This window comes from Luteolibacter sp. SL250 (assembly GCF_026625605.1).
In the GTDB taxonomy this organism is placed as follows: Bacteria; Verrucomicrobiota; Verrucomicrobiia; order Verrucomicrobiales; family Akkermansiaceae; genus Luteolibacter.
This window is the reverse complement of the sequence record NZ_CP113054.1, coordinates 1,468,675-1,482,905: the sequence shown is the minus strand read 5'-3', so window position 1 is coordinate 1,482,905 and position 14,231 is coordinate 1,468,675. Positions and strand designations below refer to the sequence as shown.

At 62.9% G+C, this 14,231-nt stretch carries 14 protein-coding genes; 7 read left to right on the top strand and 7 right to left on the bottom strand.

Features of this window, described 5'->3' with window-relative positions:
• Positions 1-33: 33 nt before the first annotated feature.
• The 6 genes from OVA24_RS06590 to recJ form a co-directional block, all read right to left on the bottom strand.
• The gene (locus tag OVA24_RS06590; RefSeq protein WP_267674400.1) at positions 34-453 is read right to left on the bottom strand and encodes a hypothetical protein; all 420 of its coding nucleotides are present in this window, start codon (positions 451-453) and stop codon (positions 34-36) included.
• 68 nt (positions 454-521) lie between these two features.
• A complete protein-coding gene (locus tag OVA24_RS06585; RefSeq protein ID WP_267674399.1) occupies positions 522-929 on the bottom strand; it encodes a hypothetical protein in 408 nt (135 codons plus the stop codon).
• Positions 930-1,076: 147 nt separating this feature from the next.
• A complete protein-coding gene (locus OVA24_RS06580) occupies positions 1,077-1,484 on the bottom strand; it encodes an RNA recognition motif domain-containing protein (protein WP_267674398.1) in 408 nt (135 codons plus the stop codon).
• Between the two features lie 201 nt (positions 1,485-1,685).
• The gene (locus tag OVA24_RS06575) at positions 1,686-2,627 is read right to left on the bottom strand and encodes a hypothetical protein (protein WP_267674397.1); all 942 of its coding nucleotides are present in this window, start codon (positions 2,625-2,627) and stop codon (positions 1,686-1,688) included.
• A 456-nt stretch (positions 2,628-3,083) separates the two neighbouring features.
• The gene (locus tag OVA24_RS06570; RefSeq protein WP_267674396.1) at positions 3,084-4,481 is read right to left on the bottom strand and encodes a Gfo/Idh/MocA family protein; all 1,398 of its coding nucleotides are present in this window, start codon (positions 4,479-4,481) and stop codon (positions 3,084-3,086) included.
• Positions 4,482-4,549: 68 nt separating this feature from the next.
• Positions 4,550-6,247: a single-stranded-DNA-specific exonuclease RecJ gene (gene recJ, locus OVA24_RS06565; RefSeq protein WP_267674395.1), complete on the bottom strand. Its 1,698-nt coding sequence runs from the start codon at positions 6,245-6,247 to the stop codon at positions 4,550-4,552.
• Between the two features lie 307 nt (positions 6,248-6,554).
• Here recJ and dnaK point away from each other — a divergent pair, with 307 nt between their 5' ends.
• From dnaK to OVA24_RS06530, 7 genes are all read left to right on the top strand, one after another.
• Positions 6,555-8,468 (top strand): molecular chaperone DnaK, encoded by a 1,914-nt coding sequence (gene dnaK, locus OVA24_RS06560; protein WP_267674394.1) that lies wholly within the window; start codon positions 6,555-6,557, stop codon positions 8,466-8,468.
• 48 nt (positions 8,469-8,516) lie between these two features.
• Complete coding sequence (locus tag OVA24_RS06555) at positions 8,517-9,254, top strand: Fic family protein (protein ID WP_267674393.1); 738 nt, start codon at positions 8,517-8,519, stop codon at positions 9,252-9,254.
• 67 nt (positions 9,255-9,321) lie between these two features.
• Complete coding sequence (locus OVA24_RS06550; protein WP_267674392.1) at positions 9,322-9,612, top strand: co-chaperone GroES; 291 nt, start codon at positions 9,322-9,324, stop codon at positions 9,610-9,612.
• Between the two features lie 40 nt (positions 9,613-9,652).
• Positions 9,653-11,296, top strand: a complete 1,644-nt coding sequence (groL, locus tag OVA24_RS06545; protein WP_267675275.1) for a chaperonin GroEL — start codon at positions 9,653-9,655, stop codon at positions 11,294-11,296.
• 121 nt (positions 11,297-11,417) lie between these two features.
• A complete protein-coding gene (locus OVA24_RS06540; protein WP_267674391.1) occupies positions 11,418-11,984 on the top strand; it encodes a polysaccharide biosynthesis/export family protein in 567 nt (188 codons plus the stop codon).
• A 197-nt stretch (positions 11,985-12,181) separates the two neighbouring features.
• Complete coding sequence (locus tag OVA24_RS06535; protein WP_267674390.1) at positions 12,182-12,457, top strand: Smr/MutS family protein; 276 nt, start codon at positions 12,182-12,184, stop codon at positions 12,455-12,457.
• Positions 12,458-12,529: 72 nt separating this feature from the next.
• Entirely contained in the window at positions 12,530-13,321 is a 792-nt protein-coding gene (locus OVA24_RS06530; RefSeq protein WP_267674389.1) for a PEP-CTERM sorting domain-containing protein, read from the top strand.
• A gap of 15 nt (positions 13,322-13,336) precedes the next feature.
• Here the strand turns inward: OVA24_RS06530 and OVA24_RS06525 are convergent, their stop codons facing one another.
• Positions 13,337-14,230, bottom strand: a complete 894-nt coding sequence (locus tag OVA24_RS06525; protein ID WP_267674388.1) for a hypothetical protein — start codon at positions 14,228-14,230, stop codon at positions 13,337-13,339.
• Position 14,231 lies beyond the last annotated feature (1 nt).

Sequence of the window (14,231 nt, the reverse complement as noted above, 5' to 3'; positions counted from 1 at the left end):
CAAGACGTCAGGGAGAACTACACTTTCCACGCATCAGGGATTTGAAGGAGGGGCACCTCCAGCTCCCGCGATATCCGCTTCCACCTTTCTCAGGTCATCCACAACCTTCACCTTGGAGGGATGTCGCTCACCCAACCCGGCCCGTTCGAGGATCTGCATCCGATCCACAATCCGGTCCCTTTCACGCCGCAGTCTGTCGAGATCCGTTTCGACGGGACGCAGCTTGGACCGGGTCGCATGCATTGCGTTGCCCTGATCCTCCGTTTCCGCTTCGGTTCCGGCTTTGGCAATCAGTCCATCCCGATGCCGGATGTTCCCTGGCTTCGCGGACGCCTTCCCGCCCGTGCTTCCGGTCCCTGCCTGCGGCATCCCACCAGAAATGATCAGAACAACCACGGCACACCCCAGAAGAAGGATTCCAATGACGATAGCTCTACGGCTGGAGATTTTCATGATCCTTTATCCGCCGGGAAGTATCATGAACCTGACGGGGGTGGCGAGTGCTTTCGCCCTGTCCCCGCTCACTCCACGTCCCCCACCGGACCGGTGAAAGAGGCAGCCATGATCAGCCCTGCCAACCCGGTGGCGAAACGCCACAGGCCATAGCCGAAGATCAGCGCAGGCACGGCGACGACGCGCAGACCCCATACCCGGAATCCTTCCAGCACAAACCAGCCGGTGGAAAAGATCAGAACACCCGCAGCGAGGATCAGCGCACCGGTCCATACCTTCCGCCACTCCCATGCGCGAAGTTTCCGCAGGCGTTCGCGGCGGGCCTCGCCATACATCTCCCGCGCCAGCTCGGGCGGCACCTGGTTCACCTCCAGCATGTGCATGATCTCCGCCTCCGGCTCCCCCCACATGACACGGCGCAGCACCCCGTCACGGATACCTGCCTGGACCGGCCTTTCCTCGTTCCATGAAGCCATGCTCCAGTCCATCGCCCCGGTGCGCCGCCGTCACGCATGGAGTTTGCGGCCGCACAACCACTGGCACACATCAAGGACAAGAAAAAGCCGGTGTCCCGCGAGGAGACACCGGCCACGAAATCAAGGTATGACCTTGGGAAGGGAGGCTTACCAGCCGCCGCCGTAGCCGCCTTTGCCGCCACCACGGTTGCCACCGCCGCCTTTGTAGCCGCCGCCACCGCCGCCCTTGTAGCCACCACCACCGCCGCGGTTGCCACCACCGTAGCCGCCGCCACCACCACCGCCGCCGTAGCCGCCGCTACGTGGTGCGGATTGACGGGGTTCCGATGGATTCACGCGCAGGGCGCGGCCTTGGAAATCGGTGTCATGCAGTGCTTTGACAGCTTCATCCACGCGGGACTGGTCCGCAAGAGTCACGAAGGCGAACCCCTTGGAGGATCCGGTGTCGCGGTCGGTGATGATTTTCACCGATTGCACGTCACCAAAGGCAGCGAAAAGTTCGGCAATATCAGCTTCCTTGGCGGTATAGGGCAGGTTGCCCACATAAATATCCATATCTATAGTTCTTTCTGTTAACGCATTCCTACAACTTGGCGGGGACTTTGCGTTACAGAACCGGTCAAGCAAGACCGGACGGATAATCCGCTGACGATCAATCCTCACTCGATAAGGGAAGGGATTTCGAATAGCAATTTAATTCGGAATTTTATTTTATATCGAAATCGTAAATGAATGAAACGACGACGGAAGGAGCACTCATCTCCCCCTTTCCCGCGTTGCCAGATAGTTCGACAGGTGGTCCCTGCGCTCCGCCTTCGAGATCTGGCGGATCCACTCCCGAGCCGCATCGTAGTCACCAAGGTCCACGGAAATGGCGAAGCCACCCATCGCTGCGGCGTCCCTGTGTTCCCAAGCCATGGTGGTGGCGTTCTTCTCATACCAGTCCGCCGCGGCGGCGGCGTCCACCTTCGCCCAGGAGCTGAAGGTATTGCTCAGATCCATCAGCGGCTGTGGGCCTGCACGCGCGGCGGCCAGCGCGGCCTCCGGGTCGCTCTTCACCCACGCTGACATGAGCGAGCGCCGGTAGGTCTGCAACGCGTTGCGGCCATCACCAAGGTCCGGGATGCGCTGCATCGCATCGACCCTCGCGGGGATATTCAACAGGTTTCCGTTCTTGAGAACCTCCACCATCCCCTCCGGGGTGAGCAGCCCCTTTGCGTAGAGCCCCGCCATCGTTTCCATCCGCGTGCGCTGCCCCGCCACATCCCCGGTGGCGGCGTCACGCACATGGAGCTGTAGCAGCGGGGACAGCGTCGTCGCCAGTCCGTTTTTCGTGAAGCCCGCCGCTTCCAGTCTGGCGAAGAAGTCCTTGAAACCCGGCGAGGTGAGATACGCCGCAAGCTCCTCCGGCTGGCAGCGCTGGCACAGGCCACGCATTCCGGCGGACATCTCCTGCGGCGACAGCCCCAGCAGTTTTTCATACAGCGCCTGGTCCGCCAGCTTGGCGTAACGGAAGAACACCTCCAGTTGGTGGCTGCGCACGGGACCCGGATCCGTCTCGATCAATCCCCACGCCTCCTCCGCATGTCCAGCGGCACACAGCGCCGTGATCACCTCCCGGGATGCCGCCGCGCGCGAGCGGATGTCCTCGATCCTCCGGGCCACCACCAATCGCTCCCGCGCTTCGGCGGGGGTCATGCCCACCTTCGGCGGAGCGGGCCTTTCGCGCCGGCTCGTTCCTCCCGCTTCAATCCTGTCACCCGATGGCAGCGACCGACCCGCCTCCCGAAGAGATCTTGATCCATCTGGCATCAGAAAAATCCCTCCGCCGCCCAACATCGCCACGACCAACACACTCGCACCGATCCCCGCCATTCTCCCTTTTGTCATCTGCCATCACCAACGCCTGCGGAAGGAAGAATCCCCCGGGAAATCCACGGATCGATTGGTTAGGGAGTCTGTTGGAAAAATCGGGTAAGGCCATCAGGGAATCGGAACCACCGGATGATGGCACATCCGCACTACCTGACGGTTGGGAATGGGAGCGAAGCGGACATAGCGGATATGCCGCAAAACCGTCCCTGCCCAAGATGGCATCGGCGGGACGCCGATGCCACGGCCTGCTGCGGGACGCAGCAGCCACATTTGCTCCCATCAGACGATCTCCCAGCCCTTGCGGATGCTTTCGCGGATGAACTTGTCCGCTTCCGGCAGGCCCTTGGCTTTCATCTCCGCCGCGTCCCAATGGATGGTCTTCTGCATGCGCAGGGAGAGCACACCGAGCAGGATGATCTCCGTGAGATGCGCGCCGAAGCCGAACGGGCTGTAGGCTTCCTCCGTGCCCTTGCACGCGTCGATCCAGTTGCTGTAGTGGCCGCCGGGCAGCCGCTTGATGCGGGCCGCGGGCTTCGGATGGGTGGCGCCTTTTTCCGCCAGAATGAGATTCGGCGGACCGCCATTTCCCGCAGCCCAGATGACGCCCTTCTCCCCGATATAGACGCAGCCCCGGCCCGGCAGCTTCACGCCCTCCATCAGCGGGTGGGTCGCCGGCATGAGGCCGCCGTCATACCAGGTGAGCTTCACCGGTGGGCGGTCGCCCTTCGCATCGAACTCGAAATTCACGATCGAGCCATACGGCCCGATGTCGGCGTTCATGCCGCCCGCGCCGGAGCCTTCGATCCTGGAAGGAAGCTGCAGATCCAGCGCGCGCACCGCGCTGTTGAGATCATGGCAGCCGATGTCTCCCAGGCCCACGGTGCCGAACTCCCAAAAATCACGCCAGGCCACCGGGAAATACGCGAGATCGAACGGACGCTCCTCGCGCGGTCCCAGCCACAGGTCCCAGTTCAGCCCGGCGGGCACCGCAGCACCGCCCTGCGGCGCGCCTTTCATGCCCGGGTTCCACCTGCCGGTGCCTGCCCACGCGTGGACTTCACGGATGGCGCCGATGGCTCCGTCCTGGATCAGCTCGATGGTTTCGCGGGTGCCGTCGGATGAGTGGCCCTGGCTGCCGAGCTGGGTGGCCACACCGGTTTCCTTGGCCACCTTCGCCACGTGGCGGGCCTCCCAGATGTTATGGGTGAGCGGCTTCTGGCAATAGACGTGCTTGCCCGCGCGCATGGCGTAGGCGGAAACATAGGCGTGCAGGTGGTCCGGCGTGGCGACCAGCACGGCGTCGATGTCCTTCTCCTTTGCCAGCATCTCGCGGAAATCCACGTAGTCCGCGCAGCGGAACGCCGGGTCCTTTTTCTGGTAGTGGGCCTCGATCTCTTTCTTCACCGGCAGCCGCCCGGCCACCCCCTTGTAGTAAAAGGCATCCAGGCTGAAGGATTCCGCGGGGTCCGCGATGGCGATGATGCGCACGTCATCCAGCTTCAGGAGTTGGCGCATGTCCGAGCGGCCCTGGCCGCCGGTGCCGATGATGGCCACGTTCACCTTGTCATCCGGTCCCAGCTTGCGCGGCGCGCCGGACGCATGGCGCGGCAGGAAGGTGAAGGCGGCGGAAGCGGCGGCGGTCGCCTTGATGAAGTTTCTCCGGTCGGTCATGCTCATGGCCCATCAATACACCATGCGGCACGGCGGCGTTTGCCTCTTTTCGACCGATTCCCGCCGCTTATCGGTCAAGCGGGCACGGCTCCACGCACATCCTGGACGATCAACTGGAGCGTCGTCCTGCCGCGGAACGTATTGCGGTCGATGGTGAACGCCACATCCCACGGCGGGTCCGGCAGCGCCTTTTCCCCCCCGCCGAAGAACACGGCATCCTGCTCATGGTAGCCCTGGCGGAGCATGAAACGGAGGTGCTGGTTTTTCATCCGCACCGGCGGGCGGCTGAGCGAGATGCCCCGTGAGATGAAAACCGGCTGCGGGTTCCCGTTGCCGAAGGGCTGGAGCAGGTCATAGCTGTCCATGAACTCCAGGCAGAGCTGGCCGAAGCTGATCTCCGCATCATAGTAGAGGGTCGGCCGCAGTTGTTCCTCGTTCGTGTTCCGCCGGACGTAGTCGGCGAAGCGGTCGCGGAAGGAAGGAAGCCGCGCTTCCTCGATGGAAAGACCGGCCGCCATCGCATGGCCGCCGCCTGCCAGAAGATCGTCACCACAGGCACGGATGGCCTCGACGAGGGACACCCCCTCGATGCTGCGGCCGGAGCCTTTTCCGATGCCGTCGCCGTCGATGGCGATGACGAAGGTCGGCTTGTGGTATTGCCGCATCAGCCGCGATGCGACGATACCGACGACCCCCGGATGCCACTCCCGCGAGCCGATCACGATGACCGGGTCCCGGTTCGGAACGAAGTCACGCTGGAGCTGTTCCAGCGCCTGCCTGCGGATGAGGTTCTCATGCTCCTGCCGGGCACGGTTGTAGTCATCCAGCTTCAGCGCCAGGTCCATGGCCAGCCTGCGGCAGTCGGTGATGAGGGTTTCCAGCGCGTCCTCCGGCACATCCATCCGCCCGGCGGCGTTCAGCCGGGGACCGATGCGGAAGCCGACGTCCATGGAGGTGGCGTGGCCGTTCATGCCCGTCACTTCCTGTAGCGCGCGCAGCCCGGGATTCAGCGTGCCGGGCAGGTGGCGCAGGCCGTGGCGCACCAGCAGCCGGTTTTCCCCGACCATCGGCACGATGTCGGCGATGGTGGCGACCGCCACCAGGTCCAGCAGTTCCTTGAGATCCAGCGGCACCTGCCGCGTCTTCAGCAACGCGTGGCCCACCTTGAAAGCGACACCGGCGGCGCAGAGGTAGGTGAAATCGTCACCGCGCTTCGGGTTCACCACCGCCACCGCGGCGGGCAACTCCTCGGCGGGTTCATGGTGGTCCACGATGACCACATCCACGCCTTTCTCATTCAGTTCCGCGACTTCCTGGACGGAGACGGTCCCACAGTCCACCGCGATGAGGAGGTCCGGCTTCGGCCCCTCTTTCATACAGCGCTCCAGCGCCGCACGGTTCAGCCCGTAGCCCTCCGATCCCCGGCGCGGGATGAAATGCCGCGGCTCCAGACCGTAGCTGCGGAGGATGCGCCGCATGATGGCGATGGAGGTCACGCCATCCACGTCATAGTCGCCGAAAATGCACACCCGCTCCCCACGGTCCACCGCCAGCAGAATGCGCTCCACCGCGGCGCGCATGCCGGGAATAAGGAACGGGTCCGCGAGGTCCGCCAACCGGGGGCGGAGAAAACTTTCCAGGCGATCCCCGACGGGCAATCCCCGTTGGAGGATCAGATGCTCGAGGATCGCGGGAAATTCAGCGGAAGAACCGCTCCCGATGGTGTGAAACGGTTCTCCGCGGGCAATCCATCGGAAAGGTTCGGCTCGCATCAACGTCCGGACATTCTAAATACCCCGCCGCCCCGGTTACAAGATTTGAAATTGGAAACGCGCTTGCTTACCCCTCCGGACACTGGTGGGACAACCCGTCCGCCGTGACAAAGCGCCCACCCTCACTGTGTCACTTTGGCGCGAATCGGCCATTTCTGTTAGGGAATGACGCACCACATTATCCAAATTTCTTTCTGGATTCCAACGAGTTAAATCACTCGAAACACCCGTGGCATGCGCCCTGCGAAAGGCTGGCATCATCATTCACCCGTGCCTGTGTACGGGACCAATCGAAAGGAACCCACTTATGTCAAAAATTCTCGGAATCGACCTCGGAACCACCAACTCGTGTATGGCCGTCATGGATGGCGGTGAGCCAACCGTGCTGGAGAACTCCGAGGGCGCACGCACCACCCCTTCCGTCGTCGCCTTCGCGAAGAACGGCGAACGTCTCGTCGGCCAGGCCGCCAAGCGCCAGGCCGTCACCAACCCGAAGAACACCATCTTCTCCGCCAAGCGCCTGATCGGCCGCAAGTTCAACGAGCTGACCGAAGCGGACAAGCGCATGCCCTACGCCATCGTCGCGGCTGCCAACGGCGACGCCCACATCCAGGTGGAAGTGAACGGCGAGAAGAAGACCTACTCCCCGCAGGAAATCGCCGCCATGGTCCTCGGCAAGCTGAAGGCCGACGCCGAAGCGAAGCTGGGCGAGTCCATCAAGCAGGCCGTCATCACCGTGCCCGCCTATTTCAACGACTCCCAGCGGAACGCCACCAAGGCCGCCGGTGAAATCGCCGGTCTGGAAGTTCTCCGCATCATCAACGAGCCGACCGCAGCCGCGCTCGCCTACGGTCTGGACAAGAAGGCCGACGAGAAGATCGCCGTGTATGACCTCGGCGGTGGCACGTTCGACATTTCCGTCCTTGAGATCAGCGAAGGCGTCTTCGAGGTGCTCGCCACGGACGGTGACACCCAGCTCGGCGGTGACGACTGGGACAACACCCTGATCTCCTGGATCGCCGGTGAGTTCAAAAAGGACCAGGGCATCGACCTTTCCGGCCAGCCGGACGCACTGCAACGGATCAAGGAAGAGGCGGAGAAGGCGAAGATCGCCCTTTCCTCCAGCCAGTCCTACGACATCAACCTGCCGTTCATCACGGCGGACGCCACCGGTCCGAAGCACATCCAGCTCAGCCTCACCCGGTCAAAGCTGGAGCAACTGACCGACAGCCTGTTCGAGCGCACCAAGAAGCCCGTCCGCGACTGCCTCAAGGAAGCCGGTGTTTCCGCCAGCGACATCGATGAGCTGGTCCTCGTCGGTGGTATGACCCGCATGCCGAAGGTGGTGGAAACCGCCCGCGAGCTGGCCGGCCAGACCCCGCACCAAGGCGTGAACCCGGACGAGGTCGTCGCCATCGGCGCCTCCATCCAAGGCGGCGTGCTCCGCGGTGACGTGAAGGACGTCCTCCTTCTCGACGTCACCCCGCTCACCCTCTCCATCGAGACCATGGGCGGCATCGCCACCGCGATGATCGAGCGCAACACGACCATCCCGAAGAAGACCTCGCAGGTGTTCTCCACCGCCGCTGACAACCAGCCCGCCGTGGACATCCAGATCTGCCAGGGCGAACGGAAGATGTTCGCGGACAACAAGAAGCTCGGCAACTTCAAGCTCGACGGCATCGCCCCGGCACGCCGCGGTGAGCCGCAGATCGAGGTGACCTTCGACATCGACTCCAACGGCATCCTCCACGTTTCCGCGAAGGACAAGCAGTCCGGCAAGGAGCAGAAGATCTCCATCCAGGGATCCTCCGGCCTCTCCAAGGACGAGATCGAGAAGGCCAAGCAGGACGCCGAAGCCTACGCCGAGGAAGACCGCAAGCGCGTCGAGAAAGTCGATGCCAAGAACAAGGCGGACAACCTCGTCTTCCAGGTCGAGAAGCAGCTCGGTGAACTGGGCGACAACGCCCCCGCCGAACTCAAGTCCATGCTCGAAGGCAAGGTCCAGGCCGTGAAGGACGCGATCTCCAGCGACGACCTCGACCGCATCAACTCCGCCGTCGCCGACCTCGAAGGTTCCCTGCAAGCCCTCTCCCAAGCCGCTCAACAGGCAGGCGCGGGCGCAGCCCAACCGGACGTCGAACCCGCCGGTGACGAGCCGGCCTCCAACGAGCCGAAACAAGCAAAAGGTAAGGTCGTCGACGCAGAGGTGGTGGATTGATTCCCCTCGGCTCCTCTATACCCAGCTACTGATTCAGCTTATTGTCTGATGTCGCTGACAAACAAACATCAACGCCTCGCCGCGCTGCGACCGCTCTCTCCGGAGTCGGTCGCCAGCCTGGCCGCGGCGTTCGATGTGCGGATGGTATATGAGTCGAACTCCATCGAGGGCAACACACTCACGCTCCGCGAAACGGAGATCGTCCTTTCCAAGGGCGTCACCGTTTCAGGAAAGCCGCTGAAGGATCATCTGGAAGCGGTGAACCTGATGAAGGCGTGGGAACAGGTGAAGGCACTCGCCCAACCGGACGCGATTCTCAGTGAGCGCGATCTGCTCGATCTCCACCGCATCGTGCTGACCAGCGTGGAGGACCAGCACGCGGGTTCCTACCGGTCATCCTCCGTCCGCATCGCGGGTGCGAAGATCGTCCCGCCAAACCCCGTGAAGGTTCCGGACCTGATGGAAGAACTTTTCGCGGAGACCGCCGCGATTTCCGATCCAATCGAACGCGCCGCGAAACTTCACCACGGCATCGCCCGTATCCACCCGTTCACGGACGGCAACGGCAGGACCGCCCGGCTGGCGATGAATTTCATCTTGCTGGCCGCCGGTTATCCTCCAGTTTCCATCCCCACCGAACTCCGCCAGAACTACTACAAAGCCCTGGAGGCCGCCGATGAAGGCGACTCCGCGACATGGCTCCAATTTCTCACCGATCAACTGAACCACGAACTCGACGAATGGCTGTCCGCCCTCGAAGCGGCATCGGAGGCCGTTGATCCCTGAACACTTTCCACGCCGCAAGCGCGGCGTGGCTTCTCACAACAAACCAAACCAGAATACACAGACCATTATGGCCAACATCAAACCCCTTGGACAACGCGTCCTCGTCAAGCGCATCGAAGCCGACGCCATCAGCGCCGGTGGCATCGTCCTTCCGGACACCGCCAAAGAGAAGCCGCAGGAAGCTGAAGTCCTCAGCCTCGGCACCGGCGGCCGCGACGAAGACGGCAAGCTCATCGAGTTCACCGTGAAAGTCGGCGACAAGGTCCTCATCTCCAAATACGGCGGCACCGAAGTGAAGCTCGACGGACAGGAAGTCCTCATCATCTCCGAAAACGACATCCTCGGAATCGTCGCCTGATCAATTCTGAAAACTGAACACTAGCAACTAGCAAACTCTCATTATGGCCAAACAACTCCAATTCGACGAAGCAGCCCGCCAGGCCCTTCTCCGCGGTGTCGAGAAACTCGCCCGTGCCGTGAAGGCAACCCTCGGACCAGCCGGCCGCAACGTCATCCTCGACAAGAAATTCGGCTCCCCGACGATCACCAAGGACGGCGTCTCCGTCGCCAAGGAAATCGAGCTTGAGTGCCCTTACGAGAACATGGGCGCCCAGCTCATCCGTGAGGTTTCCAGCAAGACCTCCGACATCGCCGGTGACGGCACCACCACCGCGACCGTGCTCGCCGAAGCCATCTACAAGGAAGGCCTCCGCAACGTGACCGCCGGTGCCAACCCGATCTCCCTGCAGCGCGGCATCCAGAAGGCCACCGAGGCCATCGTCGCCCAGCTCAAGCAGATCTCCAAGGCTGTCTCCGACACCAAGGAAATCGCACAGGTCGCCACCGTTTCCGCCAACTGGGACACCGAGATCGGCAACATCATCGCCGAAGCGATGGACAAGGTCGGCAAGGACGGCACCATCACCGTGGAAGAAGCCAAGGGCATCGAGACCACCCTCGACGTGGTCGAAGGCATGCAGTTCGACAAGGGCTACCTGTCCCCTTATTTCGTGACCAACCCTGAGTCCATGGAAGCCCTCCTCGAGAGCGCCTACATCCTCATCAACGAGAAGAAGATCTCCTCCCTGAAGGACATGCTTCCCCTCCTTGAGAAGGTCGCCAAGACCGGCCGGCCGCTGCTCATCATCGCCGAAGACGTCGAAGGCGAAGCCCTCGCGACCCTCGTCGTCAACAAGCTCCGCGGCATCCTCAACATCGCCGCCGTCAAGGCTCCTGGCTTCGGCGACCGCCGCAAGGCCATGCTGGAAGACATCGCCGTCCTCACCGGTGGCCGCGTGATCACGGAAGACCTCGGCATCAAGCTGGAGTCCGTCGAGCTCAGCGACCTCGGCGAAGCCAAGCGCGTCGTCATCAGCAAGGAGAACACCGTCATCGTTGAAGGCGGCGGTTCTTCCGACGGCATCACCGGCCGCGTGAACCAGATCCGCAAGCAGATCGAAGACACCACCAGCGACTACGACCGCGAGAAGCTCCAGGAGCGCCTCGCCAAGCTCGCAGGCGGTGTGGCCGTCATCAACGTCGGTGCCGCCACCGAGACCGAGATGAAGGAGAAGAAAGCCCGCGTCGAAGACGCCCTCCACGCGACCCGTGCGGCCGTCGAGGAAGGCATCGTTCCTGGCGGTGGCACCGCCCTCATCCGTGCGCAGGCCGCCGTCGGCGACCTGCCACTGGAAGGTGACGAACTCACCGGCGCAGGCATCATCGCCCGTGCCGTGGAGGCTCCTCTCCGCCAGCTCGCCGCCAACGCAGGCCGCGAAGGCGCGCTGATCGTCTCCAACGTCAAGACCAACAAGGAAGGTCACGGCTACAACGTCGCCACCGACAAGTATGAAGACCTCATCGCTTCCGGCGTGGTCGATCCTACCAAGGTGACCCGCTCCGCCCTGCAGAACGCCGCGTCCATCGCCGGCCTCCTGCTCACCACCGAAGCTCTCATCACCGACCTTCCTGAGAAGGAAGCCGCGGGTGGTGGCCACGGTCACGACCACGGCGGCGGCATGGGCGGAATGGGCGGCTTCTAAGCCATCCCTTCCAGCGCCCGTTCGCTGAGATATCTGGGAAAGCCGGGTGGGAGACCATCCGGCTTTTTCTTTCCCTTTTTACTTTGCAATACAAAGTGAATGGGATTTAAGGGATTCCACCATGAAAACACGATACCTCGCCTGCCTCCTCCCGCTCGCGTCCTCCCTGCTCCACGCCGGAGTGAAGGAAGGCGACTCCGTCCAGGTCACCGTCCGCGGCATCCCCGCCGTGGAGCAGGAGAAAGTCAACGGGGCCTACCGCGTGGGTGCCGGGGGCCTGCGCCTGCCTTTCCTGAAGACGCGCCTGCCCGTGTCCGGCATGGAGCCGGAACAGATCGCCTCGGCGGCGGAGCGCGCCTACATCGCGGCCGGGGTTTATCAGACGCCCGCCATCGACGTGGAGATCGTCCGCGGCGCGGATCAGAAGGGGGACATGGCGATGGTCAGTGTCGGCGGTCAGGTCCGGCGTTCCGGTCCGGTCGCCTTCCGCCAGAACATGACGCTGCTCCATGCCATCCAGGCCGCAGGCGACCGGAATGAATTTGGCAGCCGCAACATCCGCCTGATCCGGAACGGCAAGACCACCGCGCTCGATTTCCGAAAGCCTGAGCACAAGAACCTCGTCCTCATGCCGGACGACTCCATCATCGTCGAACAGCGTGGCATTCTCGAAGGTGCCAGTGATTGAGTGTCGCACCCGGCCAATGTCTTTGAGGTTGGAGCAAGTATCAGGACTGACCGGCATTTCTGAACCACGGATTGCACGGATTACACGGATTCGGGGGCAATGGGATTCCTTTGGAAGGCAATCCGTGTAATCCGTGGTTGAAAATGCAGCATGATCATAAGACCCGGACTTGCTCAAAGAGACCCGAGTTGAACGCCATGGACGAGGAAGATCCCATCGAAATCCCCATCACCCCGGAGCTGGACCTGCACACCTTCCGGCCATCCGAGATCAAGGATCTGCTGCCGGAGTATTTCCACGAATGCCGCGCGCGCGGGATCTCCCGCATCCGCGTCATCCATGGCAAAGGCACCGGCACCCTCCGTGAAACGGTCCACCGCCTGCTGCCGAAGATCCCCGGCGTGGTCTCCTACCAATATCCCGCGGAAGCGGATGCAGGCTCCTGGGGAGCCACCTGGGTGAATCTGGAGTGAATCCGCATCTTGGGGCATCGCCCGGTGTTTTCCTTGACACTCCGGAGGGGGTATAAAAGCATGAAAGCCGCTATGAAAGCCCCCCTGATCTACCTCCTGTCCGCCGCCGTGCTGACCTCCGAAGCCGGAGCGGCCGCGTTCATGCTGGATTTCGGGCCGACGGACGCAACGCTGCCATCAAACAGTCCGCTGCATACAGTGACACCAGGCACCGGAACCACATGGAACAAGGCGGGGCCTTCCGAACCGGCCGCCGACCCCGCCGGTCCGTTCAAGTGGTCCGACAACACCAACGCCACCGGCGTGACGGTGAACATCGGCACGACGGCTGACACCACCAGCTCGACCACCCTCGATCTGGCCGTCCAACCGAGCCGTGCAAACGCTCTCGGAGCGCAGTTTTCAGGTGGCGGACACATCTACGAGTCGGGCGCTCCGGGGCGCGATGGCATTTTCCACCTCACCAGCAACACCGCAACCGGCATCCAGGTCGCAGGCCTGCCGGCAGGAACCTATGAGGTCTATGTCGCCGGACGGAACACCTCGAGCAACGGAATCTATTCCCTGAATTTCCATGCGGGCGCGGGGACGGCGGGAGCCAACTTCGACTACTCGGGCTATGCCACCAAGACCCTGTCCTACAACGGAAACACCGCTCCGACGGCATGGGTGGAGGACTCCCACTATGTGAAATTCACCGTGGTTCTGGACGGCGTCCAGGCACTCAACATCGCATCCGCCAGTTCGGCGAGGGGCTTTCTCAATCTCGTCCAGATCGTCCCGGTTCCGGAACCTTCCACCGCACTTCTTGCCGGAATCAGCCTGGCGGGATTGCTGCGCCGGAGGAGGATCCGCCGTCCTTGAGAGGTTCCAGGCGGGCTATCTGGAGAAGACCACGATCCGCTTGTCCCCCCGCTCGGACAACAGCGTCAGGGTCTTCCCGTCCTTTGAAAATCCGACGGACTCCGCCTGGGCCATGCCGTGCGGGCCGAGAAAGACGGGCAGCTTCGCAAAAGCTTCACCCCAGCTTTCCTTTCCGGTCCGGGGGAAAAGGAACACGCCGTAGTAGCTGACCAGCACTCCAGCGGATCCATCACGCGTCAGGTCCATCCCGGTCGGCTGGGCGATGTAGGGAAGCATCGGCACGCCCTTTGGCGGAGCCACCGTGGTTTCCCCCAGCCGCTTCGCCACCACGGTGCCATCCTGCGGGCGCAGCGGCAGCTCATACACCACGGGCGGCTTCGTGCGCTTGCTGACGAGGATGATCTTCCCCACCCGCGCATCCACCGCGACGGACTCGCAATCGCGCGGCCCGTCCTCAAAGCTGAACGGGATCTTCCACGCCACCTTCACGGTTCCGGAGAGCTTTTCCCCGGCCGCCGGCAAGGCGGGCTCCTCCACCACATACAGCACGCAGTCATTCCGCCGGGACAGGTTGTCCCCGCTGTCCGCGATGAGCAGGTAGGGCTTCCCATCCAGCTCGAACGACGAGAGGTCCTCCCAATCCACATTCACCGCACCCTCCACCCTCACCTGGCCATGGTCCACGCCATCCCTCCCGAACAGGTGCAGGTCCGCCTGCGCGCCGCTGTCATTGATGATCCACATGAAACCGCCAGCCCGGGATGAAACCGCCAGCCCGCTGGCCTCCGCCACCACTCCGGACTGGATGGAGGCCGAAGGCTCCGCACGGACAAAGGCCACCTCATCCGCGAGCGCGCCGCCCGCGAACAGCATCCCGACGACGATCCATGGAAAATCCCTCCGGTTCATG